Origin of the sequence: Hymenobacter sp. (assembly GCF_036388155.1) — a bacterium.
Lineage (GTDB): Bacteria > Bacteroidota > Bacteroidia > Cytophagales > Hymenobacteraceae > Hymenobacter.
This window is the reverse complement of the sequence record NZ_DASVSI010000035.1, coordinates 26,282-48,261: the sequence shown is the minus strand read 5'-3', so window position 1 is coordinate 48,261 and position 21,980 is coordinate 26,282. Positions and strand designations below refer to the sequence as shown.

Annotated in this window: 16 protein-coding genes; 7 read left to right on the top strand and 9 right to left on the bottom strand. The window is 62.1% G+C overall.

The genetic code is table 11. The annotated features are described in order from the left end of the window. Nucleotides 1–182: 182 nt before the first annotated feature. On the bottom strand, nucleotides 183–2,690 hold the full coding sequence (locus VF629_RS05230; protein WP_331057399.1) for a bifunctional UDP-N-acetylmuramoyl-tripeptide:D-alanyl-D-alanine ligase/alanine racemase: 2,508 nt from the start codon (nucleotides 2,688–2,690) through the stop codon (nucleotides 183–185). A gap of 193 nt (nucleotides 2,691–2,883) precedes the next feature. On the opposite strand from VF629_RS05230, the gene VF629_RS05225 reads away from it, so the two are divergent. Both VF629_RS05225 and VF629_RS05220 read left to right on the top strand, forming a co-directional pair. Further along, nucleotides 2,884–4,314 (top strand): pitrilysin family protein, encoded by a 1,431-nt coding sequence (locus VF629_RS05225; protein WP_331057398.1) that lies wholly within the window; start codon nucleotides 2,884–2,886, stop codon nucleotides 4,312–4,314. A gap of 15 nt (nucleotides 4,315–4,329) precedes the next feature. Next, on the top strand, nucleotides 4,330–5,805 hold the full coding sequence (locus VF629_RS05220) for a pitrilysin family protein (RefSeq protein WP_331057397.1): 1,476 nt from the start codon (nucleotides 4,330–4,332) through the stop codon (nucleotides 5,803–5,805). A gap of 180 nt (nucleotides 5,806–5,985) precedes the next feature. Here the strand turns inward: VF629_RS05220 and VF629_RS05215 are convergent, their stop codons facing one another. After that, the gene (locus VF629_RS05215; RefSeq protein WP_331057396.1) at nucleotides 5,986–6,939 is read right to left on the bottom strand and encodes a sugar kinase; all 954 of its coding nucleotides are present in this window, start codon (nucleotides 6,937–6,939) and stop codon (nucleotides 5,986–5,988) included. After that, nucleotides 6,940–8,040 carry an SPFH domain-containing protein gene (locus VF629_RS05210; RefSeq protein ID WP_331057395.1) on the bottom strand — a complete coding sequence of 367 codons (1,101 nt, stop codon included), beginning with the start codon at nucleotides 8,038–8,040 and terminating at the stop codon, nucleotides 6,940–6,942. Between the two features lie 264 nt (nucleotides 8,041–8,304). Here VF629_RS05210 and VF629_RS05205 point away from each other — a divergent pair, with 264 nt between their 5' ends. The 3 genes from VF629_RS05205 to VF629_RS05195 all read left to right on the top strand — a co-directional run bounded on the left by VF629_RS05205 (nucleotide 8,305) and on the right by VF629_RS05195 (nucleotide 12,912). After that, nucleotides 8,305–9,231: a hydrogen peroxide-inducible genes activator gene (locus VF629_RS05205; RefSeq protein WP_331057394.1), complete on the top strand. Its 927-nt coding sequence runs from the start codon at nucleotides 8,305–8,307 to the stop codon at nucleotides 9,229–9,231. A 198-nt stretch (nucleotides 9,232–9,429) separates the two neighbouring features. Continuing rightward, a complete protein-coding gene (locus VF629_RS05200) occupies nucleotides 9,430–11,433 on the top strand; it encodes a tetratricopeptide repeat-containing sensor histidine kinase (protein ID WP_331057393.1) in 2,004 nt (667 codons plus the stop codon). A 39-nt stretch (nucleotides 11,434–11,472) separates the two neighbouring features. Continuing rightward, the gene (locus tag VF629_RS05195; protein ID WP_331057392.1) at nucleotides 11,473–12,912 is read left to right on the top strand and encodes an amidohydrolase family protein; all 1,440 of its coding nucleotides are present in this window, start codon (nucleotides 11,473–11,475) and stop codon (nucleotides 12,910–12,912) included. Between the two features lie 215 nt (nucleotides 12,913–13,127). Here the strand turns inward: VF629_RS05195 and VF629_RS05190 are convergent, their stop codons facing one another. Beyond that, nucleotides 13,128–14,465, bottom strand: coding sequence for a BNR repeat-containing protein (locus VF629_RS05190; protein ID WP_331057391.1), 1,338 nt, complete (start codon nucleotides 14,463–14,465; stop codon nucleotides 13,128–13,130). A gap of 206 nt (nucleotides 14,466–14,671) precedes the next feature. Here VF629_RS05190 and VF629_RS05185 point away from each other — a divergent pair, with 206 nt between their 5' ends. Next, nucleotides 14,672–15,163, top strand: coding sequence for a lysylphosphatidylglycerol synthase domain-containing protein (locus tag VF629_RS05185; protein ID WP_331057455.1), 492 nt, complete (start codon nucleotides 14,672–14,674; stop codon nucleotides 15,161–15,163). Nucleotides 15,164–15,202: 39 nt separating this feature from the next. Here VF629_RS05185 and VF629_RS05180 read toward each other — a convergent pair whose 3' ends face one another. From VF629_RS05180 to VF629_RS05165, 4 genes are all read right to left on the bottom strand, one after another. After that, entirely contained in the window at nucleotides 15,203–16,693 is a 1,491-nt protein-coding gene (locus VF629_RS05180) for a hypothetical protein (protein ID WP_331057390.1), read from the bottom strand. Between the two features lie 376 nt (nucleotides 16,694–17,069). Then, entirely contained in the window at nucleotides 17,070–18,110 is a 1,041-nt protein-coding gene (locus VF629_RS05175; RefSeq protein ID WP_331057389.1) for a UbiA family prenyltransferase, read from the bottom strand. After that, nucleotides 18,107–18,811, bottom strand: coding sequence for an HAD family hydrolase (locus tag VF629_RS05170; RefSeq protein ID WP_331057388.1), 705 nt, complete (start codon nucleotides 18,809–18,811; stop codon nucleotides 18,107–18,109). Before VF629_RS05170 ends, VF629_RS05175 begins: the two co-directional genes overlap by 4 nt. A gap of 257 nt (nucleotides 18,812–19,068) precedes the next feature. After that, on the bottom strand, nucleotides 19,069–19,356 hold the full coding sequence (locus VF629_RS05165; protein WP_331057387.1) for a hypothetical protein: 288 nt from the start codon (nucleotides 19,354–19,356) through the stop codon (nucleotides 19,069–19,071). A 280-nt stretch (nucleotides 19,357–19,636) separates the two neighbouring features. On the opposite strand from VF629_RS05165, the gene arsS reads away from it, so the two are divergent. Continuing rightward, complete coding sequence (gene arsS, locus VF629_RS05160; protein WP_331057386.1) at nucleotides 19,637–20,686, top strand: arsenosugar biosynthesis radical SAM (seleno)protein ArsS; 1,050 nt, start codon at nucleotides 19,637–19,639, stop codon at nucleotides 20,684–20,686. 17 nt (nucleotides 20,687–20,703) lie between these two features. Here arsS and VF629_RS05155 read toward each other — a convergent pair whose 3' ends face one another. Further along, on the bottom strand, nucleotides 20,704–21,900 hold the full coding sequence (locus VF629_RS05155; RefSeq protein WP_331057385.1) for an acetate kinase: 1,197 nt from the start codon (nucleotides 21,898–21,900) through the stop codon (nucleotides 20,704–20,706). Nucleotides 21,901–21,980: the final 80 nt, after the last annotated feature.

Sequence of the window (21,980 nt, the reverse complement as noted above, 5' to 3'; positions counted from 1 at the left end):
CGCTGAACTCCCAAAAGGACACAGCGAATAGAAATAGGGGCGGGGTGAATCGTGCCCGCACGAAGCCGCACCGTTACGCAACGCGCGCTTGGTCTCACGCTCCCCTACCCGAGTGGCCGCACACGTCCAAACGCCGCCGAAATGGACACGCTGCTAAACAGCAACAGCCCGACAACAAGTGGTTATTCCATGACGAACACCCGTTTCACGCGCTCGCTCACGTTGGTGAGCAATTCGTAAGGAATGGTACCAATGCGGCTGGCCAGGTCCGGCAACGTCAGGCCTTCGCCGAATAGCAGCGCGACGTCGCCGGCTTGGGCCCCGGGTATGTGGGTGACGTCGGCCATGCACATGTCCATGCACACCGAGCCCACCAGCGGCGCGGACTGCCCGCGCACGAGGACCAAGCCGACGCCGTTGCCGAAGCGCCGGTCGTAGCCGTCGGCGTAGCCAATGGCCAGGGTGGCAATGCGGCGCTCGATTGGGGCGGCCTCGCCCCGGCGGCCATAGCCCACGGTGTGCCCAGCGGGCAAGGTTTTGATTTGCGAAATGGTGGTTCGCAGCTGGCTCACCGGCCGTAAGGCGGTGGCGTCGCCCCCGCTGGCATCCACGCCGTAGAGGCCGATGCCCAGGCGCACCATGTCAAAATGGGCTTCAGGAAAGCGCAGGATACCGGCCGAATTCAGGGCGTGCTTGAGCACGGAGTAGCCCAGGGCTACTTCCAGCACGGCGGCCATGCGGCGGAAGGCGGCCAACTGCTCGCGGGTGAAGTCGTCGTGGGCGGGGTCGTCGGCGGCGGCGAGGTGCGTCATCAGGCTGGCCACGGGCAAGCGGGCAGCGTGCTCGCGCAGTTGGGCGGTTAGTTGGGGCAATTCGGCCTCGTCGAAGCCCAGCCGGCGCATGCCGGTGTCGAGCTTGAGGTGGATTTTGGGCGGGGCAGCGTCGGTGGAGCTGAATGTGGTCAGGTACTCGGCCAGCATCTCGAACGAGTAGATTTCCGGTTCAAGGCGGTAGTGGCGCAGGGTTTCGAACGAGTCCGGCGCGGGGTTCATCACCATGATGGGCAGGCTGATGCCCGCTTCGCGCAGGGCCGTGCCTTCGTCGGCGTAGGCCACGGCGAGGTAGTCGGCCCGCTGAAACTCCAGCAAGCTGGCCACTTCGTAGGAGCCCGCGCCGTAGGCAAAGGCCTTCACCATCACCATGAGCTTGGTGCCGGGCTGCAGCTGGCGGCGGTAGTGCTGCAAGTTGTGGCTGAGGGCGTCGAGGTTCACTTCGAGCACCGTGCCGTGCTGCTGGGCCTGCAACGCGGCCACGATGCGCTCGAACCCGAAGCGCCTGGCACCCTTGATAAGCACCACTTCGCGGGCAAAGGCCGCGGGGTCGAGAGCCGCTAAAAACTCTTCTGTACTGGCGTAATACTCAGCTGTCAGCGAGGCTGGAAATGCGGCCCGCTGCTGCGCCAACGCTTCCCCAATGCCCACGAGGCGGGTGACGCCCGCCGCGGGCAGCAGGGCCGCTACCCGGGCGTACAGTTCTTCACCGCTCAGTCCTGACTCCAGCACTTCACTCAAAATGAGGGTGCGGCGGCCGGGACGCGACTGTCGGCTCAGCGTATTGAGCGCCAGCGCTAGGCCTGCAAGGTCGTTGTTATAGGTGTCGTCGAGCAGGTAGGAGTCGTGGCGGCCGAGCTTGATTTCCAAGCGCATGGCTACGGGATGCAGGCGCGTGAGGCGACGCTGAATTTCGGCCGGCTCTATCTGCAGGAATAGCATCACGGCCAGGCAATGCAGCGCGTTTTCCAGCGAAGGCTCGTCGGCAAAGGGCAGCGTGAAGGCTGCCGCAATGCCGGCGCTGGGGTACTCGGCCAGCAGATGCGTTTGGCTGCCAGCGCTGGGGTCGAGGGCGAAGTGCACATCGGCGGCGGCATCGGCGCGGCGCGTCCAGCGAAAGGACGGAAGGCGCTGTTCCTCAACGGCTGCGTGCACCGCGGCGTGGTCGAGGCAATAGAATAAGCGCCGAAACTGAAGCCCGCTGAAGAGCCGTAGCTTCTCCCGAAGCTTTTCTTCCTCTGAGGAGAAACCCGCGTTGTGCGCCGTGCCGAGGGTGGTAAAAATGCCCTCGGTGGGCCGAATGATGGCTTCGAGCCGCGCCATTTCGTCCACCTCCGATATGCCCGCTTCGAACAGGCCCAGGGTGTGGCGCGCGGGGTTCAGCTCCCACACGCTCAGCGGCACGCCTACTTGTGAGTTGTAGGAACGGGGCGAGCGACAGATGTCCTCATCGGGGCTCAGCAGCTGAGCTAGCCATTCCTTCACAATGGTTTTGCCATTGGAACCCGTAATGGCTAGCACCGGGCCGGTAAATTCAGCACGGTGCGCCGCGGCCAGGGTTTGCAAAGCGGTGAGCGGGCTGGGCACGCTGATGATGCCCGCCCCCGCATACGCCCCGAGGCCATTTGCTAACTCGCGTCCTTGCTCCACGATGAAAAGCCGCACGCCCTTGGCGTATAGTTCGGGCAGGTAGCGGTGGCCGTCGTGGCTGGGGCCGCGCAGGGCGAAGAACACGGCGCCGGCCGGCTGCCCCACGCGGCGGCTGTCCAGCAATAGGTGACGCACGGGCGTGGCCGGGTCGTGGGGAGCCTGCAGCAGGTGGCCGCCCAATAAGGCCGGCAGAGAAGTGAACGTGAACACGCGGCAAAGGTCGGGGACCAATAGGAAAGTGCGGTATGACTGACTGAAACCATGCAGCGCTGCCGCAGAGGCTGAGTCTTTTACAGACACCGGTAAGTATCAGAAAACGTGGCATTGTTCAAAAATATCTGTAAATAGAGCTTGATTTCTTCTTTCACTTCACACCTTTTTCCTATGAGACGATTTTCCTTGCTTGGCCCTGGTTTGCGGTGGGCGCCTTTGGTTGCGCTGGCCGCGGCCGCCTGTAGCCCAAGCCACATCGGTGGTAACGGCGCCGGTTACTACCGGTGCGGCCACCACGGCCGCCGCAGCACCCAAGCCCGTGCCGGCCGCGCCTGCTTTTCAAATTCCAGTGGAGTATTACACCTTGCCCAACGGGCTGCGCGTGGTGCTCTCACCCGACCACACAGCCCCCACGGCCACGGTGGCGGCTTACTACGCAGTGGGCTTTCGCACGGAGCCGCGCAACCGCACCGGTTTCGCGCATTTGTTTGAACACCTGATGTTTCAGGGCTCGCAGAACCTGGGGAAGAATGAATTTATTGGGTTGATTCAGAAGAACGGCGGCGCGCTGAACGGCTCGACTCGCTTCGATTTCACCAACTACTACGAGGTGGTGCCGGCGCACAAGCTGGAAACCATTTTGTGGGCCGAGGCCGACCGAATGCGCGGCTTGGCCATCACGCAAGCCAACCTGACCAACCAGCAGGGCGTGGTGAAAAGCGAGGTGCGGGTGAACGTGCTCAACCAGCCCTACGGCAGCTTCCCGTGGATTGACATGCCGATGAAGGCCAACAAAAACTGGAACAACGCCCACAACTTCTACGGCGACCTGGCCGACCTCGACGCCGCCAACCTATCGGACGTCAAGGCGTTTTTCAAGACCTACTACGCGCCCAACAACGCCGTGCTGGCCGTGGTGGGCGACTTCGACCCTGCCGAGGCCAAAGCCTGGGTGCAGAAGTACTACGGCAACATTCCCAGCGCCCCGCAGCCGCCCAAGCCCGACCTCACCGAGCCGCGCCAAGAAAAGGAGCAGCGGTTTTCGCAGGACGACAAGCTGGCCACCAAGCCGGCGCTGGCCTTCGCCTACCACATGCCCGAGCGCAACACGCCCGAGTACTACGCCTTGGTGATGCTCGACCAGATTTTGCTGCAGGGCAACGACAGCCGCCTCTACCAGGCGCTGGTGCAGAAGCGCGGCTACTCCGATGCCGTGCGCGGCGGCATCAACTACCTCGGCAACCAGTTCAACTACAACGGCCCGATGCTGTGGATGGGCGACCTGGTGTACGACCCCACCGTGCAGGCCGACTCGGTGGTGCGGGTGCTCGACCAGGAAATCAACCAACTGGCCACCAAAGGCATTGACCAAGCCACGCTCGATTTGGCGATGGTAAAAATCCGCTCGGCGCTGTATGACCAGGTGAGCGGCTCCGACAACTTTGGGCGGGCCGACTTGCTGGCCTCCTTCGCGCTGTTCGACAACGACCCGAGCCGCATCAACCGGCTGGAGAGCGAGTTCCGGAACGTGACGCCGGAACTGATGCAGAAAACCATTCGCGAGTTCCTGCGCCCCACCAACCGCACCATCATCACCGTTAACCCGCTGGCCAAAAGCTAGCTTACTTCTATCGCCATGAACAAGCTAGTTATTGGATTCCTCAGCGCAGCCTTGATTACGGCCCAGGCGCATGCTCAGAAAGCTCCCACCAAAGCCAAACCGACCAACACCCGCGCGGCGGGCGTAGCCAAAGCAGTGGCCGCCACCAAAGCGCCCGCCACGGCCAAGCAGGCCCCACCCGAAGGTGGCAAACCGCGCGACTTTGCCCTGCCTGCCAAAGAAGACTTTGCCCTGGAAAACGGCCTGCGGGCCCGCCTGGTGCCTTATGGCCAGGTGCCCAAGGTGACGATGATGGTGGCCATTCAGGCCGGCAACGTGCACGAAGCACCCGACCAAGTGGCCGTGGCCGACTTGCTGGGCAAGCTGATGCAAGAGGGCACCGCCACGGTATCGGCCACGCAGCTGGCGGAACGCGTGGCGCGCATGGGCGGCTCGCTCAGCATTTCGGTGGGCGCCGACCAAACCAGCGTCTGGGCCTCCTGCCTGAGCGAATACGCTCCGGAGCTAGCCGGCCTACTGGCCGATGTGGTGCTGCATCCGGCCCTGCCCGCCGCCGAGCTGCCCCGCCTCAAAGCAGACTTGAAGCGGCAAATGGCCCTGATGCGGGCCCAGCCCGGCGTGCAGGCTCGCCAAAAATTTTCGTCTGCCGTCTATGGCAACCACCCGTATGGCCGACCACTGCCAACCGATGCCCAACTCGACGCGCTGACGTTGGAGCAGGTGCAAAACTTCTACAAGACGCAGTACGGAGGCCAGCGCACCAGCGTGTACGTGGCGGGGCGGTTCGACGCGCCGGCCCTGCGCCAGGCCATTACCACAGCGTGGGCGGGGATGCCGAAGGGGCCGGCGCCCACCATCGAGGTGGCCAAACCGCTGACCAAAGGCGACCTGCTCAGCCTGGACCGGCCCAATGCCCCACAGTCCACGCTAGTGGTGGGCCTGCCGGTGGTCGACCCTAGCCACCCGGACTACATCAAAATGCGGGTGATGAATTCGCTGCTGGGCGGCTCGTTTGGCTCGCGCATCACCCGCAACATTCGGGAAGACAAGGGCTACACGTATTCACCGTACAGCTTTATCGAGACGCACTACCGGACCGGCAACTGGACGCAGAACGCCGACGTGACCACGGCCGACACCTACAATTCGCTGCGCGAAATCATGAACGAAATTGAGCGCCTGCAAAAAACGCCGCCGTCGGCCGACGAGTTGAAGGGCATTCAGAACTACGAGACGGGCATGTTTGTGCTGCGCAACTCCAACCCCGGCGGCATCATCGGCCAGCTCAACTCGCTTGACTTGCACGGCCTGCCCGAAACCTACCTCACCGAGCAGGTGAAAAACATAAACGCCGTGACGCCGCAGCAAGTGAGCGAGACGGCCCGCAAATACGTGCGGCCCGAGGCCATGACCATTGTGGTGGTGGGCGACAAAAAAGTAATCGACCCGCAGCTCAAGAAATTCCAAAACGAGCGCAAAAAGCCGCTGTAGGCCAATAGCACTCTCAGGTTCATCAGACTGATAGTGAGAACGTCATGCAGCGCGCAGCGAAGCATCTTGCCTGCAGTCACTAATCCTGTCGATTGGTTTACTGGTGGTAGGCGAGATGCTGCGCTGCGCGCTGCATGACGTTTTTGTTACGCTGCTCCGGTCTGCGCTAGCTTGGATGCCCTACCCCGGCTGCACCAGCCTGGCTACTTCGGCGGCGGGGCCGATGGTGGCCACGGCTCCGGCATTGAATCGGAGAAAGTCCGCTTCCACGCCGTCGGAAAATATTACGCCACCGGTCGGCATCAACGACTCCAGGCGCAGCGGCTGGCTGGCCGATACGCGCCCGGCCACGAGGCCACACTGGGTACGCTTGCTCAGAAAAGGCTCGCGCACCACAAACAGCAACTCATTGCCGGCCGGTTTCGGGTACGTTTTCCGCTGGCCCCGGCCACCGGCGAAATCCTCCACGGCAGCGGTCATGTTGAACACCGAGCTCAGCCAACCCGTGCTGCCCGCGGGCGTGGCCACGATGATGCCCGAGGAAGAATGCTCCTCCGTTGTGGAATCAAAGCTGATTTTGTAGCGAGCCGAAACGTGCGAGGCGGCCCCGATGAACAAGTCATTAAAAGCCAGCAAGCGCTGCCCATCGTTCAGGTTGGCCTCGGCCAGTTGGTGCACGCGAATCGGGGCTTTATCCGCCACCACGCGCTGGACGGCGGCGCGACAGGTCTCGGGCCGGAAGGGCAAGAGCACGCCGTCGTAGCGCGTCGGGTCGGGGTTGACGGCGACCAGCGGGCGGCCGCGCACGTACTTGGCGGCGTTGGCTACCAGGCCGTCCTGCCCCACCACAATCACTAGTTGGTTGTCGGCAAACAGGAACGAGGGCAGAAACTCGCGCTCCACGATTTTGCTTTTCACCACACCGGTTAGCTCGCGCTGCACCTGCGCCACGGCGGCTTCAATGCGGGCGTGCTCCTGAGCGTACTCCTCAAACTCGGCTTCGCTGTCATCTTCCTTGCCGGCTTTGCGCTTGAGGTAAAACTTGGCTTGGCCTGCCGTATTGAAACGCTCCAGGAGCATTTCGTAGCGGGTTTTGCTTTTGATGACGATGGCGTATTCAAGCCGGGTGCTCATTTAGCGGCGGCCGTTCTTAGGCGGGGTTGGGCTGGGAGTGCTGCGGGTGGGCTCGTCGTTGCCCGGCGCGGTGCCGTTGAACCTGCCGCCATTGCCGTCTTTGTCCAGCAAGCCCTCCAGCAAATCGGGGGTGATGTTGAGGGTGCCGATTTTGCTGGCGTTTTCGGCCATTTCGCGGAAGGCCAGGGCGATGTTCAGGCGCGGGTCGGGGTTGTTTTGCAGGGCGGTGAGGGTGCGCCAGTCCAGGTCGCGGAAGGGCCGCAGGGTGGTTTCGGTCACGTAGCCCTGGGCGTCGGCGGCGAGGCGCTCGTTGGCGGTTTGTTGCTCCAGCAGCTGGGCGCGGCTGGCTTCCACCGCAATGTCGGCCTGCACTTGCAGCTCGCGGAGCTTGCGTTCATTGGCGGCGCGTTGCAGCTGGGTTTCGCTGCGCTTCTCGTCAATCTGCTTGCGCTTTTCCTCCACGGCGATGTCCGTGTTTAGCTCACTCTCCTTGATGCGGCGCTCCTGCTCCACGGCAAAGTTACGGCGCTCGTACACGGCCTGGTCGGCTTCCTGCTGGAGGCGTTCACGGGTTTCGGCCTCCAGGGCGCGTTCCATTTCGGGCGTGGCCCGCACCGCCAAGATGTTCACGCCCAGCACCTCAATGCCGAGCAGCGCCACGGCCGGTGAGGCTTGCAAACCGGCCACAATCTGCGCCTCAATGGCCTTGTTTGAGCGCACCGAGTCCTTCAGGCCCAGGCTGTGCACAAAGGCCGACGTGGCGGTTTGCGCCTCGTTCACGAGGCGCTGGTTCAGCTTTTCCAGCTCGTTCTTCTTATAAATGCCCGCGCTGTTCACCGTGAAGTCGAGCAGTTCGGCCAGCTGCTTGGGTTGCGTGATGCGATAGGTGAGCTGGCCCTGGATGCTGATGCTCTGGTAGTCGGCCGTGGTTTCGTTGAAGATGAACGGCAAGTCGTTCGAGCCCAGCGGCACGGCGGCAATGGAGCTGCCCAGCGTGACGTAGAAAAACGCCAGCCCGCGCCCCTCGCGCACCAGCCGGCCGTTGCGGTACTGCATGACGTAGGTCATGGAATCAAACTTGGCGTAGCTCAGGCCGAACATAGGCAATTGAATTAATGACTGCTGCGTGCAAAAGTAAACCTACGGCTCTGGCTATTCTGCAACCTGCGGGATTGCGAAGAGGCTGTCTGACTTGAATGGAATGAGGCCGAGACACAACACTTTTCGTCTCCGCGTCCGCGCCGCTTGAGCGGCCGAGACAACATGCACCGGTGCTGGCAAGCAGTAAGAATCGAGATAAGAACTCATTCCATAACCTAAGCGTATCACACAAGTGTTTTTATAGCCTTAGGTTATCTTTGCAGCATGAATTTGCAGCAGCTTGCTTACGTCGTGGCCCTGGACACGCACCGCCAATTCGGCCTCGCGGCCGAAAAAAGCTGCGTCAGCCAGCCCGCGTTGAGCGTGCAGGTGCAAAAGCTGGAAGAGGAGCTGGGCGTGCTGCTTTTCGACCGCAGCCAGCGCGGCGCCGAGCCCACGGCCGTGGGTATCAAAGTCATTGCCCAGGCGCGGCAGGTGCTGCGCGAAGCCCAGCACCTGCGCGAGCTGGTGCAGATAGAGAAAGGGGAAGTGGTGGGCGAGCTGCGCCTTGGCGTGATTCCCACGCTGGCGCCCTACCTGGTGCCGCGCTTCTTGGTGGGCCTCACCACGGCGTACCCCGACTTGCGCATTCGGGTGGAAGAACTGCGCTCGGAAGAAATCATGCAGCAGCTCAAAGACCACCGCCTCGACGTGGGCCTGCTGGTGACGCCGCTCGACGACCGGCAGCTGCACGAGCTGCCCCTGCTGGACGAGCCGTTTCTGCTGCTAAGCTCCGAAACGCACCCGCTGGCCGCCCAGGCCACCGTGCAACCCACCGACTTACAGCAGCCGGGCCTGTGGCTGCTGCAGCAGGGCCACTGCTTCCGCAACCAAGTGCTGAACCTGTGCAGCCCTTCCTCGCCCACCGGCACCATTACCTACGAAAGTGGCTCCATTGAAACGCTCAAGGAGCTGGTGCGCCGGCACCACGGCTACACGCTGGTGCCCGAGCTGGCCGTGCTGGACGAAGTAGAATCCAACCCACTTGTCAAGCGCTTCGTGGCGCCCGCGCCGGTGCGCGAAGTGAGCTTGGTGGTGCACCACGGCTTCGTGCGCACCACCCTGCTCACTGCGCTGCGCGACTTGATACTGGCGAGCGTGCCGGCCCGGCTGCACGCCGGCAAAGCCGGCGCGAAAGTGCGTTGGCGATGAGGCATCATTTAGCCATTCGACTATTTTAATGTAAATGCCGCTTTGACCGCCGAGTTGGAGCAACTTGCGCACTGAATGCGCAACCGCAATACGGCCATCATTCAAAGGCCGTAGAGCAAAATACTGAGCAGGCTTTTCGGCCGAAAATACTTCCACGGGCCTCGGCACAAATCCCCTTATTCTTCTGTTAATCCCGCCGTGTCCGTTCCAACTGTTGTGCGACTGTTGCTGTGTGGGGGCTTGCTGCTGGGCGGCTTGGCTCCTGAGGTCCGCGCGCAAAATTCCTCCACCAACAGCCTGCGCTACCTATTGGCGCGCACGCCGCCCGACTCCGCCCGAGTGCTGCTGCTGCTGAAGCTGGCCCGCACCTTCCGGGCGTCGAAACCCGACTCGGCCATGTATCTGGCCCAGCGCGCCTGGCAACTGGCCCGCCAAGCGGAGTTCGACAAGGGCCGGGGGCGAGCCCAAAGCTTCATCGGCTCGGTGCTGCGGGAACGGGGCGAACTACCCAAAGCCTTCGCCAACCAGCTCATCGCATTGCAAATCAGCCGCGAAAGCAGCGACCTGGAAGGCGAAGCCATAAGCCTGAATTCGCTGGGCAACATCAGCCTCGACTTGCGCCAATACCGGCGGGCCATTGCCTACTACCAGCAGTCGCGCCGCCGCTACCAACAGCTCAACCTGCCCCACTGGACAGCGGGCACGCTCACCAACATTGGCAGCTGCTACGAAAAGATAAACTGGCTCGACTCGGCGCTGGTGTACCAGCAGCAGGCCGAAGCCCTCATTGCCCGTTTTCCGCAGCCCCGGGTGGCGGCGGCCTTGGCCCTGCGCAATATGGGCGACGTGCAGGCCCGTCTGGGCCACCACGCCGAGGCTTTTGCCTACTACCGGCGCGGCCTGCAGGAAACCTACGTCAGCAACGACCTCCGTAACCGCGCCATGGCCCAGTACCACGTGGCCCGGCTTTTCGACAAGCTGCTCCAGCCCGATTCGAGCCTTTATTACGCTCGGCAGGCGCTGCGCACGGCCCAGGCCGTGTCGTACCGCCTCACGGTGATGGAAGCCAGCGGCCTGCTGGCCCGGCTGCATCAGGCCCGCCAGAACGTGGACAGCGCCTTCCGCTACCAGGCAGTGGCCGTGGCCGCGCAAGACAGCCTGTTCGGCCCCGAGAAGTTCCGGCAGCTGCAGTTGCTGGCCTTCACGGAGCAGCAGCGGCAGCTGCAGCAGCGCGAGGAGCACGAACTGCAAACCGCGCGGTACCAGCAGGGCGCATTGGCGGCGGCAGTGGTTTTTTTCGTGATTATTGCCCTGCTCCTGCTGCGCATCACGCGCCAGCAGCGCCGCGCCAACCAGCTGCTCAACGAGCGCAACGCCCAGATAGAAACCCAGCGCAACGAGCTGAGCCAGGCGTTGGCGGAGCTGCGCACGGCCCAGGCGCAGCTGGTGGCGGCCGAGAAATGGGCTTTCGCCGGGGAGTTGTCGGCGGGCATTGCCCACGAGCTGCAAAACCCGCTGGCGTACATGCGCAACTTTGCCAGCGTGAGCGCGGCCCTGCTCGGGCAAGACCAACCGGGCGCTGCTCCGCCCGGCGGGCTGGAACGGGAAATCATGGCCGGCCTGCGGCAAAACCTGCACGAAATCAGCCAGCACGGGCAGCGCGCTTCGGCCATCATCAGCGACATGCTGGCCCACGCCCGCGCCCACACCAGCCAGCGCCAACCCACCGACCTCAATGCCTTGGTCAGCGACAACCTGCGCCTGGCGGCGCAAAAGCCCGCGCAAGCCGCTGCGCTCGCCGAAGTCGAGCTGCGCACCGAGCTGGCCCCCAGCATTGGGCTGGTGAGCACGGTGCCGCAGGAGTTGGGCCGGGCCTTGTTGAACCTGTTTACCAATGCCTTCTACGCCGTGCAGCACCGCCAGCGCGCGGCGGGCCCCGACTACCGACCGCAGGTGAGCGTGTGCACCCGGTGGGTGGGCGAAACGGTGGAAATTCAAGTGCGCGACAACGGCGTGGGCATGTCGGACACGGTGGCTAAGCAGGTGTTTCAGCCTTTTTTCACCACCAAGCCGCTGGGCGAAGGCACGGGCCTGGGCCTCTCGCTGGCTTACGACATCATCACCAAAGGACATTTGGGTACCTTGACCATGGAAACGCGGGAGGGCGAGTTCACCGAATTTACGGTGCGCTTGCCGGCTTAGCTTTGCGGGACGCCCGCTGCTTCCGCGCCCTTTGTCCGCATGAAATTAACTCGATACTATTTGGGCCTGAGCGTGGCTGCGCTACTCGCGGGCTGCGCCAACCGGCCCACCAAGCTGGAGATTTACGACGTGGTTATCAACCACGTAACGGTGGTGGACGTGGTGACGGGGCAGCTAACCCCCAACCGGGTGGTGGCGGTGTCGAAGGGCAAAATTGTGCGGCTGGAAGAAGCCGATAAGGACAGCTACGCCGCCAAGCAGTACGTGAACGGCAACGGCCGCTTCCTGCTGCCCGGCCTGTGGGACATGCACGTGCATTTCCGGGGCGGCGACAGCTTGGTGGCGGCCAACAAAAAAAGCCTGACGCTCTTTTTGGCCCACGGCATCACCACGGTGCGCGACGCCGGCGGCGACCTCACGCCCAGCGTGATGCAGTGGCGCAACGAAATGGAAGCGGGTCAGTACCCCGGCCCGCGCATCTTCACCTCCGGTCCCAAGATTGATGGCCCGAAAGCCTATTGGCCCGGCTCACTGGAAGTGGAAACCCCGGCCCAAATCGGCAAGGCGCTGGACTCGCTACAACGGCTGCGGGTGGATTATGTGAAGATTTACGAAAGCAAAATCTCGGGCGAGGCGTTTCTGAACACCATTTCGCAGGCTCAGCGCCGGGGTATGAAAACCACCGGCCATATGCCCTACTCCGTTACCTTGGGCGAAGCCGTGAAGCGCGGGCTAGATGCCACAGAGCACCTCTATTATGTATTCAAGGCCTGTTCCAGCAAGGAAGACAGCTTGACGGCGCTGGTCCGCAACAGCCTGAAGACCGACAAGCCGCTGGGGCTATTTGCCGTGCTGCCGGCTGTGTACGACACGTACAGCCCCGCCGCGGCGGCCACCATCTACAAGCAGATGGCCAAGCGCAAAACGGCGGCCGTGCCCACGCTCCACATCGGCAAAACCTTGGCCGAGTTGTCGGAAAACGACCACGCCCGCGACACCCTCCGCGCCTACATCGACCCGAAGATTCAGGCCACTTACACGCGCCGGCTGGCCAGCGCCCGGCAGCAGTCGGCCGCGGCGCGGGCTTTCAGCAAGAAGCTGGAAACCAAATTCTTCAGCATGGTGCCCGAGATGCAAGCAGCGGGAGTGCCCATTCTGGCGGGTTCCGACAGCGGGCCGTTCAACTCCTTCATTTACCCCGGCGCCTCGCTGCAAGACGAGCTGCTGATGCTGGTGGAAGCCGGCCTCACGCCGCTGCAAGCCCTGCAGGCGGCCACCATCAACGGCGCTAAGTTTATGGGCGTGGCCGGCCGCACCGGCACCATTGCCCTGGGCAAGGACGCCGACTTGCTGCTGCTCACGGCCAACCCACTGGAAAACATCGCCAACGTCAAGAAGATTGACGCCGTGGTGTCGCGCGGCAAAGCTTACCCCGCCCCAGCGCTGGCCAACTTGATGCGGGCCATCAAAAATCCGTAAAGACGGCTTGCGTAATTCTTTGGAAGCTATTGGGCTGGAGTAGTCGTGGACAAGTAACCGTACTCTTTGCCGGGTTAGCCGTTTTTCTCGTTTACTTCTGTACGGCTGCCTACCTGCCCCCCGAACTTTCATTTCGGCCCGCGTGAACGAAAAATGTTCTATCGGGCCGAAATGAAAGTTCGGGGTACTCGTTCTAGCTAACCCAAACCGCTTCCTCAAGGCTGCCAGCTGAGCACGTACACGGGCTGCGGCGGCAGGTTTTCCAGCGTCTCGCCGTCGCCCTGGCCGGTGCGTTGCACGAAGAGGTCGAGCACACCGGCTTGCTTCCAGCGCTCGGTGTCGTAGCTGGGCTCCCAATTGCCTACCCCGATGGTTGTCAAGTCGGTAGTTGTCCATTGATTGGCCTGCAAGTCGGCACATTGCGTCACGGACACGCGGTCCTGGCGCTCTACGTCGCGAAAAATGACGGCCACCAGTGGCCGGCCCTGCTGCGTTTGCACCACCACCTGCGGCCGGGAAATGGGGACTTTCTTGGTGCCGGCGCCGCTCAGGCTGAACGGGGTAGTGCGCTGCGACACCTGCGCCGTGCGCCAAGTGCCGCCCGCTAAGTACACCAGCTGGTACTGCGGCACGGTGGTGCCGGCCGGGCGCCAGTACGTGGCGATGTACGGAGTGCCTTGCGCATCGGCCGCCATGGCGGTTTGGTTGATGAGCTCGCTGCGCTGCGGGATGCGGCAGGCGTATTCGGCCGTGGCCTGGGTGATGGGCAGGCGGTAGGGCTCGCCGGTGCTTTTCTGCCAGGTGCGGCCTTCGTCGCGCGAGCAGGCGTAGGCCAGGTCGTGGTTGGAGGCCACGTCCGGCGCTTCGCGCCACACCCAGGAGAGGTGAATGGTGCCCCGGCCGTCCAGGCTCATTTGCCAGTAGGCGTTGCGCTGGCCTTCGCCGTCAAGCAGCACGGTGTGCAGGCGGGTCCATTGTTGGGCTTTCGCGTCGTAGCGGTTCAGCACTAGGTTGCCGTTGCCGGAGCTGCCGTCGCGGTAGGCGAACAGCAGGCCGCCGCTGGGAAAACGGCTGAACTCGGGGTAGGTGACGTTGCTTTCCTGCTGGCCCGTCATGGGCAGCAACTCAGTTAGCGTGAGCGCGCCGGGCCGCGTGCTGCGGCAGTAGCGCAGCGGGCTGCCGTGGTGGTCGAAGGCCAGGTGCAGGTAGCCCTGCCCGTCCACCATCAGGCTGATGACGTTGTGGGCGTCGCTCACTTTCCCTTGGTACTGGGTGCGCTGCACCCGCCACGTGCCGGTGGGCAGCTGGCGCTTGCCCAGCGTAATAAAGCCCAGCGAGTCGTAGTAGGCGACGTACTGGGTGCGGCCCAGGCTGGCCACGGAGTTTTTGCGGAATACGGCGCCGTTGACGTTGTTTTTGGCCCAGCCCCAGCCCACCGGCGCCGGCCGTGCAGCAGCAGGGGCGGCCGCAGAAGTCACTTTGGCCCCGCCGCAAGCACTCAGGCCCAGCAGGAGCAGCAAGCCAAACGCAAATGTCCAGAGTTGTTTCAACAAGGAATCAGGCTGAAAATACTATCGTTGATTACAAGCAGGGTCCTTCTACTCCTGCGTTGCCCTGTTTACTGCCGCAGCAGTGGAAGTACCGGGCTGGACCCACCCATCGATTTCTGTGAGGCTCCCATGATTAGTAGAGGAGTCGCTGAGCTTGGTTATTTTCTGGTAGCCAACATTGAAGTAATAGCGGCTCGTTTTCGCGTCATATTTACCGAGCGTGGGCCGTTTGGCACAACCGGGCGCGTATCCGCCAACTGGTTTTCTTCGACAAACTTAGCCAGTTGGCCAAAGGGCTGCTGGCGGGAATGCTGAGCATCTGGCGGCTCAAAAACAAAGGGGTGTTTCTGTTGCACACCGGCTTCATTTGGCTGATGTATTGCTTGATGGCTTATATGGCCTTCCTGGCCTTTCCCGAAACGCGGCACCTGACCCCAGGCGCCGGGCTGGCGGTGTTGGCGTTTGGAACGGTGGGGATGGCCGCCCCCGTTTCGGGCGGCATCGGGACTTACCACGTGCTGGTGCAAAGCGCGCTGTTGGCGTACGGCATCTCGGCCGAAGCGGGCATTGCGTACGCTCTGGCTGCGCACGGCTCGCAAACGCTGCTGGTGGCGCTGTTGGGTGGCATCAGCTTGGCGGCGAGCATGCTGCGACCCGGGCCGGCCACTGCTGCCTACGGCCGCATCGAGCCGAACCGGTAGCCGCCGGGCCCAACTCCGGGCGGGTTCCTGCTGTGCTGCTTACTGCTGTACCTCAACGGTGTGCGCGGTGGCCGACGGCTTTAGCTCGGCGCGGCGGTTGGGTGGGGCGAGCCGTGGGGGCATTTGCAAGCGCAACTGCCACACCGAGAAGCTGTAGCCCTGCGGCCGGTTCGTGAGGCGTATGGACGCGACGCGCCGGATGTCGGTGGTGCGCCAGTCGTACACGAGCACGCCCTCGTTCTTCAACAGGTCCGATAAGGGACGCCTCGACTGCTGAATGAATAGGGGCGCGGCCGTGGTATCCTCTTGCCACTCCCGGAACTTGGACAGGTCGTCGCACAGTACCCACATGTCGTGGCTACCAACTATTTTCTCTTCTTTGCCGGCGCGTTCCTGCATCACGGTCAGCGCGTTGCCGTAGGTTTTGCCATCGGCTAAGTAGTCGAAGAACAGGACCGTGTTTCGGATGGGCAGAATCAACGCGAAGCCCAACGTGCTGATGAGAGCCAGGCGGAGCATGGGGCGGCTAAAGTCCAGTTTCGACAAGATGTAGATAAGCAGCACGGGAAAAAAATGCGCCATGTCGTACATCCGGGCGGGGGTCACGACGATGAATTTGTAGACCCCGACCAGCACCAGCGCGGTGGCTGCCGTGACCACGGCCACGGCCAGCGTTCTATCGAGTGAGCCGTTGATTTCTAGAATTTTGTCGCGCACGCGCTGGCCGTAAAGAATTGCGCCGATGGCAATGAACAAGCCAATGCCCGGGGCAGTCCCAAACAGCAGCCACGCCGATATTTCGGCCACCAGCGTTACCTCATCGCGCCGGCTCAGGGGGCTGTGGTTCACGATGCCGCGGATGGTGTCCAGCCCGTTTGGGTTCAGCCAAATTACGGCCAACCCCACCAGCATGGACGCCGACGCGATGGCCGTGACCGCCAGCAACTTGTACTTGAGGGTGGTAGTGCTTAAAACCAGGGCCACGCTCACCAAGATGATGGTGAAAAAGTAGCCGGTGAGGTGGCACGACAGGAGCAAGCCCAGCGCAATGACCAGCGGAATAACGGTGGACGCGGTGAGCGGCAGCTTACTATCGGCTTGCGACAGCAAAAAGTACACGTATAGGATGAGTAAGCTGGACAAGAGTTCGGGCCGTCCTTCAATGGGGAGGGAGTACGCCACCAGCAGCGCGAGCGAAAGCGCGTAGATGAGGTAGCGGTTTTGGCTGGTGCGCAGGTGGTGGGCCAGCAGTTTGTCGAAGAGAAACAGCTTGACGATGGAGAAAATGCTAGCCGCCAAAAACAAGCTGCGCACCGTGGGGTGAATCTTGGCCATGGTGCCCACGAGCCAAGGAAACAGCGGCAGGTGGAAGCAGTACCGGCACAGGCCCTGGGGGTCGGTTTGGCACGCCAGGTCCACGAGCGGGTTGATAAATCCTTTGCCGTTGGCGTAGAACCACGCCGCGGGCATGAAAAAAATGGCGTCGTGCGCCGGCAGCGGGAAAACGTAGAAGGCGGAAACAACAAGCACAACCACCCCAAGGGCTAAGCAGAAATACCGGAACATAGGAAGGTGTGGTTGCAGGCCGTAAAAAGCGGACGCAGATGAGCCCGGTAGCAGATAGTAAGATTTTGATTGGGTTTGCCTTTTAATTGGCAGCGTCTTCGCTGCGGAACCCATTGCTCGGCTTGCGAACTGCGCCGCGGGCAATTGACTAGCTCCAAAGCACCCAGTAGGCGCAGTGCTGCCGTCAACCAGCACAGCCTAACTCCGCGTGCTACGCAAGCCATGGCGCCAGCCGCGTTGCGACAGCGGCTGGCGGCTGGAATGAACGGATTTGAATGGGTATGAACAAGGCGAAATGGCCTGCTTGCAGGGCTTCACGCATTGGTCCTGGGCCCGCAGGCTATTGCTTGTTCAGGGTATAAGGGTCTTCCAGCAGGGTGCGCAGGAACGGCAGGTCAACGAACATCAGGGTCATCAGCAAGCCGCAGAACAGCACCACGTACAGCATAAACCATTTGTGGGTGTACAGCTTTTCGGAGCCTTGCACCGGCGAGTTGTCCAGCAGGCCGATTTTCAAATACCAGGCAAACAGCAGGGCGAAGAAAGGGAAGCTAACCAGCAGTTCAATGCGGTTTTTAATGAGAAAGATGCCCAGAAAAAACGCCGACGTTAGGGCGTAGAAAAACATGGAAATCAGCAGGCTGTGCTCCGTGTAGAACTGGAAAGAGCGGCGGTACAAGCCGGCCAGTTTGGGGTTGTTGATGAGGCGGTATTCGGCGAAGCGCTTGGTGGCCATGAGGTAGGCCCCGCCCATCCAATACGCCACGATGATGCTGGAAGGGGGCAGGCTGTTGACAAACGACAACCCGCTGAAGGTGCTCCCCGACAAGGCCGGGGCCACAATGAACCAGCCCAGTGCAAACCGAATGGGGTTGTTGACCGACTCCGACAGCACATCGAGGTACACGCGCTCCTTGGTGCGGAACGGCCGCACGTTGTACATCACGCCCATGAACAGCAAAAACACGGACAGGATGAGGAATTGCAGGCTGACCTGATACGCCAGGAAAAAGCCCACGACCGCCAGCACAAACCACTCGGTGTACACTAGCGCCGGATTGACCACGCGCACCACCGAGGTGCGCTGCTTTTTGAGGGGGTGGTACTTGTCGAACTCGGCGTCCAGGTACTCGTTGATGACGTAGTTGGCCGAGGCCACTAAGCACGTGCTCATCACGCCCAGCACCAGCTTGGCGAAGAGGGCGGCGTCGAGCGGCGTGTGGTACACGATGAAGGCGAACAGAACGCCGGGCATCATGAACACGTTTTTGGCCCAGTTGTCGGGCCGGGCAATGGCGACGTAGTCTTTCAGGCCCGCCGGAATCAGGGTGACATCGGCCCCCGCGTTGGTGGCCGGCAGGGAAGGCGTAGAGTTGCTCATAACGTAACGGGGGTTAGGGCGGTGGCTAATTGGTGTTCCAGGCTTGTATAGAAAGTGAACCGGTCGAAGGGCTGCTTGTCCACGATGAGGCAGGGCATGCCGGCTTGTTCGGCGCAGGCCCCGTCGAGTTCGGGCCGGTCGCCGATGAAAACGCACTCGTCGGGCGCCAGCCCCAAGGCCGCGGCGACGTAGAGCAAGCCCTTTGGGGCGGGTTTCAAGCGGTCTATTTCGGGGTCGGTGGAACTCACCACCACGTCGGCGCTCAGCCCGAGGGCGGCTAGCTTGTCGTGGGCTTTGTAGTCGGAATAAATGCCGATTTTGATGCCTTGCCGCCGAAGAGCCGCGAAGAAGGACTGCGTGCCGGGGTAGATGCAGCCGGGCAGGTATTGGTTGGGGTGAATGAACATCCAACGCTCCACCACTTGCTTGAGCTTGGCCACGGGGTAGCGCCCGTTGTCGGCGCACCACTCGTACTGGGCATTTTCCAAATCAGGCCCCACGGCGCCGGGGCGCTTTTCCCGCTCGGCCCGAAACCGTCGCAGCATCAGCAACTCTTGCAGGCGCCAGGGCCGCAGGGCGTAGTACCCCAGCAAGTCGAGCAACATCTGGGTGCGCATCCGCGACTGCGTGTACAGCGTGCCATCGACGTCAAAAATGATGGCTTTCACCCTAGGCCACAGGATGGTTGGTGGTAATGGCATGACGCAGGAGATGGAAAAGGATGCATAGTGTGTTAGCAATATCATTTATCCATTACTAACTAACATTAATTCTATATCCGTCAAATATATGGGGAATAATAATAATATGCGAATTCAATGCGCAAAACTTTTACTTAGGCCACTAACCACAGCGGGTTAGTGGCCTCAACTGTTGGAAAACCCGGCCGCGCCATTCACTCTGCAAGCAGAAATTCTGAGCGACTGTCTTCTCGGCCACAGCGGCTAACGGGCCCGTTTTATTTCAGCAATTCGGCGCACTGCCGGGCAATTTTCAGCTCTTCGTTGGTTGGGACAACCAATATTCGGGTCCGGCACGTGGGCTGGCTGAGGTCACGAATGCCCGGCGTGCGCGTTTGGTTTTTGGCCTCGTCGAGCGCAATGCCGAAAAAGTCGAGGTCCTGGCAGGCCAGGCGGCGCACCAGTGCGTTGTTCTCGCCCACGCCGGCCGTGAAAATCACCGCCTCGAGGCCGTTGAGCACGGCGGCGTAGGCCTCAATGTGTTTGCGGACGCGGTAGGCACACACGTGGTAAGCCAATTCGGCGGCGGCGGCAGCGCACGGTCATCTCCGCGCTGGGCCGGCTCCTTGTGCTGGTGCACACCTACCTGTCCCGGCTCGGCGACTGGATTGTGCTGACCACCCTTCGCCGGCTTCGGCATTTCTACGAATAAGGCCGGCGAATAAATCGGCCCCGCAGCTTTTCCTCGTACATCCCCGCCGGTGCGACATAGCGGAACGGAAGCCGGGCTGGCCGGAGTTCTACCGGCCAGGTTACTCCTGGGTATCTTTGATTTTCATCTACCACATGACAAAATCCCTCAAGGCCACCGGCCACGACTTGGCGGACTCGGCCTTTCAGCTCACGGTGCTGCGCCGGGAAGCGGCCGAAACGCTGCACCTGCCGTTGTTCCACGAGAAGCTGCGCGGCGCGGGGCTGTTTCCGCTGGCGCCGGTGGCGCCGGCCGTGCTGCAAATCAACGTGGGTAAGATGTGCAACCAGGTGTGCCGCCATTGCCACGTCGACGCGGGCCCCGACCGCAAGGAAATCATGACGCGCGAAACCATGCAGCTCTGCCTCGACGCGCTGGCCCAAAGCGACATTCCCACGGTGGACATCACGGGCGGTGCCCCCGAAATGAATCCGGACTTCCGCTGGTTTGTGGCAGAAATCAGCAAGCTGGGCCGCAAGGTGCTGGTGCGCTGCAATCTGACCATCATCGTGGCTAACAAGAAGTACCACGACCTGCCCGAGTTTTTCAAGCAGCACGGGGTGGAAGTGGCTAGCTCCCTGCCTTTTTACACGGCCGACAAGACCGACCGGCAGCGCGGCGACGGTGTGTTCGAAGATTCCGTTCGGGCGCTTAAGATGCTGAACGCCGTGGGCTACGGGCAGCCCAATTCGGGCTTGGTACTGAACCTGGTGTACAACCCGGCCGGGGCCTTCTTGCCCGGTGGGCAGAAGGGCCTGCAAGACCAGTTCAAGCGCGTGTTACTGAAGGATTTTGGCATCGTGTTCAACGAATTATTTGCCATCACCAACATTCCGGTGAGCCGCTACCTCGACTACCTGATTAGCTCGGGCAACTACGCGGGCTACATGGAGAAGCTGGTGAACGCCTTCAACCCCGCGGCCGCGGCCGGGGTGATGTGCCGCAACACCATTTCGGTGGGCTGGGACGGCGGGCTCTACGACTGCGACTTCAACCAAATGCTGGACTTGCACGTGGCCAGCCCGGTGCAGCACATCCGCGACTTCGACGCCGCCGCGCTGAGCCAACGGGCCGTGGTGGTGAACCAGCACTGCTACGGCTGCACGGCCGGGGCCGGCTCCAGCTGCGGCGGCACGCTGGCGTAGCCGGGCTTAGCCACTCCTCACTGCAGTAATTCGGCGCACTGCCGGGCAATTTCCAGCTCCTCGTTGGTCGGAATAACCAACACCCGGGCCCTGGATTCTGGCTGGCTGATGTCGCGAATGCCCGGGGTGCGCGTTTGGTTTTTGGCCTCATCCAGCGCAATGCCGAAAAAATCGAGTTGCTGGCAAGCGAGTCGGCGAACCAGCGCATCGTTTTCGCCCACCCCGGCCGTGAACACCAGCGCATCGAGCCCGTTGAGCACCGCCGCATACGCCCCGATGTACTTGCGAATGCGGTAGGCATACAGGTCGTACGCCAGCTTGGCGGCCGGGTCACCTTGCTCAACGGCTTGCTGCACGTCGCGCATGTCGCTGAAACCGGTGAGACCCAGCATGCCGCTCTGCTTGTTCAGCAAAGTGTTTACGTGGTCGGTAGTGTAGCCCAGCTGGGTTTGCAGGTAGAGCACCACGGCGGGGTCGAGGTCGCCGGAGCGGGTGCCCATCACCAAGCCACCCAAGGGACTGAAGCCCATGCTGGTATCAAGGCACTGCCCGTCGCGCACGGCCGCCATGCTGCACCCGTTGCCAAGGTGAATGGTGATGAGCCGGGCGGCGGGGTTACCCAAGTGTGCGGCGGCCTGCGCAGCCACGTACTGGTGGCTGGTCCCATGGAAGCCGTACACGCGCAGCCGATGCTCGGTGTAGAGTCGCTGAGGTAGCGCGTAGCGGAAGGCGTATTCGGGCAGGGTTTGGTGGAAAGCTGTATCGAACACCGCTACTTGCCGCGCTTGCGGAAACAGGCGCTCGGCTACTTCGATGCCCTGGTAGTTGGCGGGATTATGCAATGGAGCTAGCGCAAACAACTCGCGAATGGCAGCTTTTACTGCTTCATCAATGAGCGTGGTGGCGGCAAAGGTTTCGCCTCCGTGCACTACCCGGTGGCCGACGACGTCGATTTCGCTGGGGTCGCGCAAAGCGCCCTCGGCTGGGTCCGTGAGCAAGGCGACCACGGCCCGCAGACCCGCTTCGTGGTCGGTAAGCGTGAGCGTTTGCTTACTGACTCGTTCTTGCCCGTTGCTGAAAGCCTTGTGGGTGATGCTGGCGTTATCAAGCCCAACCCGCTCGGCCAAGCCGCTGCAGACGGGCTGCTCCGCGGGCCAGCGAAACAGTTGATACTTGATGGAGCTGCTGCCGGAATTGACGACGAAGATGTTCATAGGAGGAATTTCAACAACGGTGTATCAGAACGTCATGCAGAGCGCAGCGAAGCATCTCGCGTAACCCCACCCCGGCCCCT

Bases quoted from the DNA above. Each gene is read 5' to 3' on its own strand.
- arsS (WP_331057386.1), top strand. From the start codon at position 19,637: ATGACAAAATCCCTCAAGGCCACCGGCCACGACTTGGCGGACTCGGCC.
- VF629_RS05210 (WP_331057395.1), bottom strand. From the start codon at position 8,040: ATGTTCGGCCTGAGCTACGCCAAGTTTGATTCCATGACCTACGTCATG.
- VF629_RS05170 (WP_331057388.1), bottom strand. From the start codon at position 18,811: ATGCCATTACCACCAACCATCCTGTGGCCTAGGGTGAAAGCCATCATT.
- VF629_RS05220 (WP_331057397.1), top strand. From the start codon at position 4,330: ATGAACAAGCTAGTTATTGGATTCCTCAGCGCAGCCTTGATTACGGCC.
- VF629_RS05155 (WP_331057385.1), bottom strand. From the start codon at position 21,900: ATGAACATCTTCGTCGTCAATTCCGGCAGCAGCTCCATCAAGTATCAA.
- VF629_RS05175 (WP_331057389.1), bottom strand. From the start codon at position 18,110: ATGAGCAACTCTACGCCTTCCCTGCCGGCCACCAACGCGGGGGCCGAT.
- VF629_RS05195 (WP_331057392.1), top strand. From the start codon at position 11,473: ATGAAATTAACTCGATACTATTTGGGCCTGAGCGTGGCTGCGCTACTC.
- VF629_RS05205 (WP_331057394.1), top strand. From the start codon at position 8,305: ATGAATTTGCAGCAGCTTGCTTACGTCGTGGCCCTGGACACGCACCGC.
- VF629_RS05215 (WP_331057396.1), bottom strand. From the start codon at position 6,939: ATGAGCACCCGGCTTGAATACGCCATCGTCATCAAAAGCAAAACCCGC.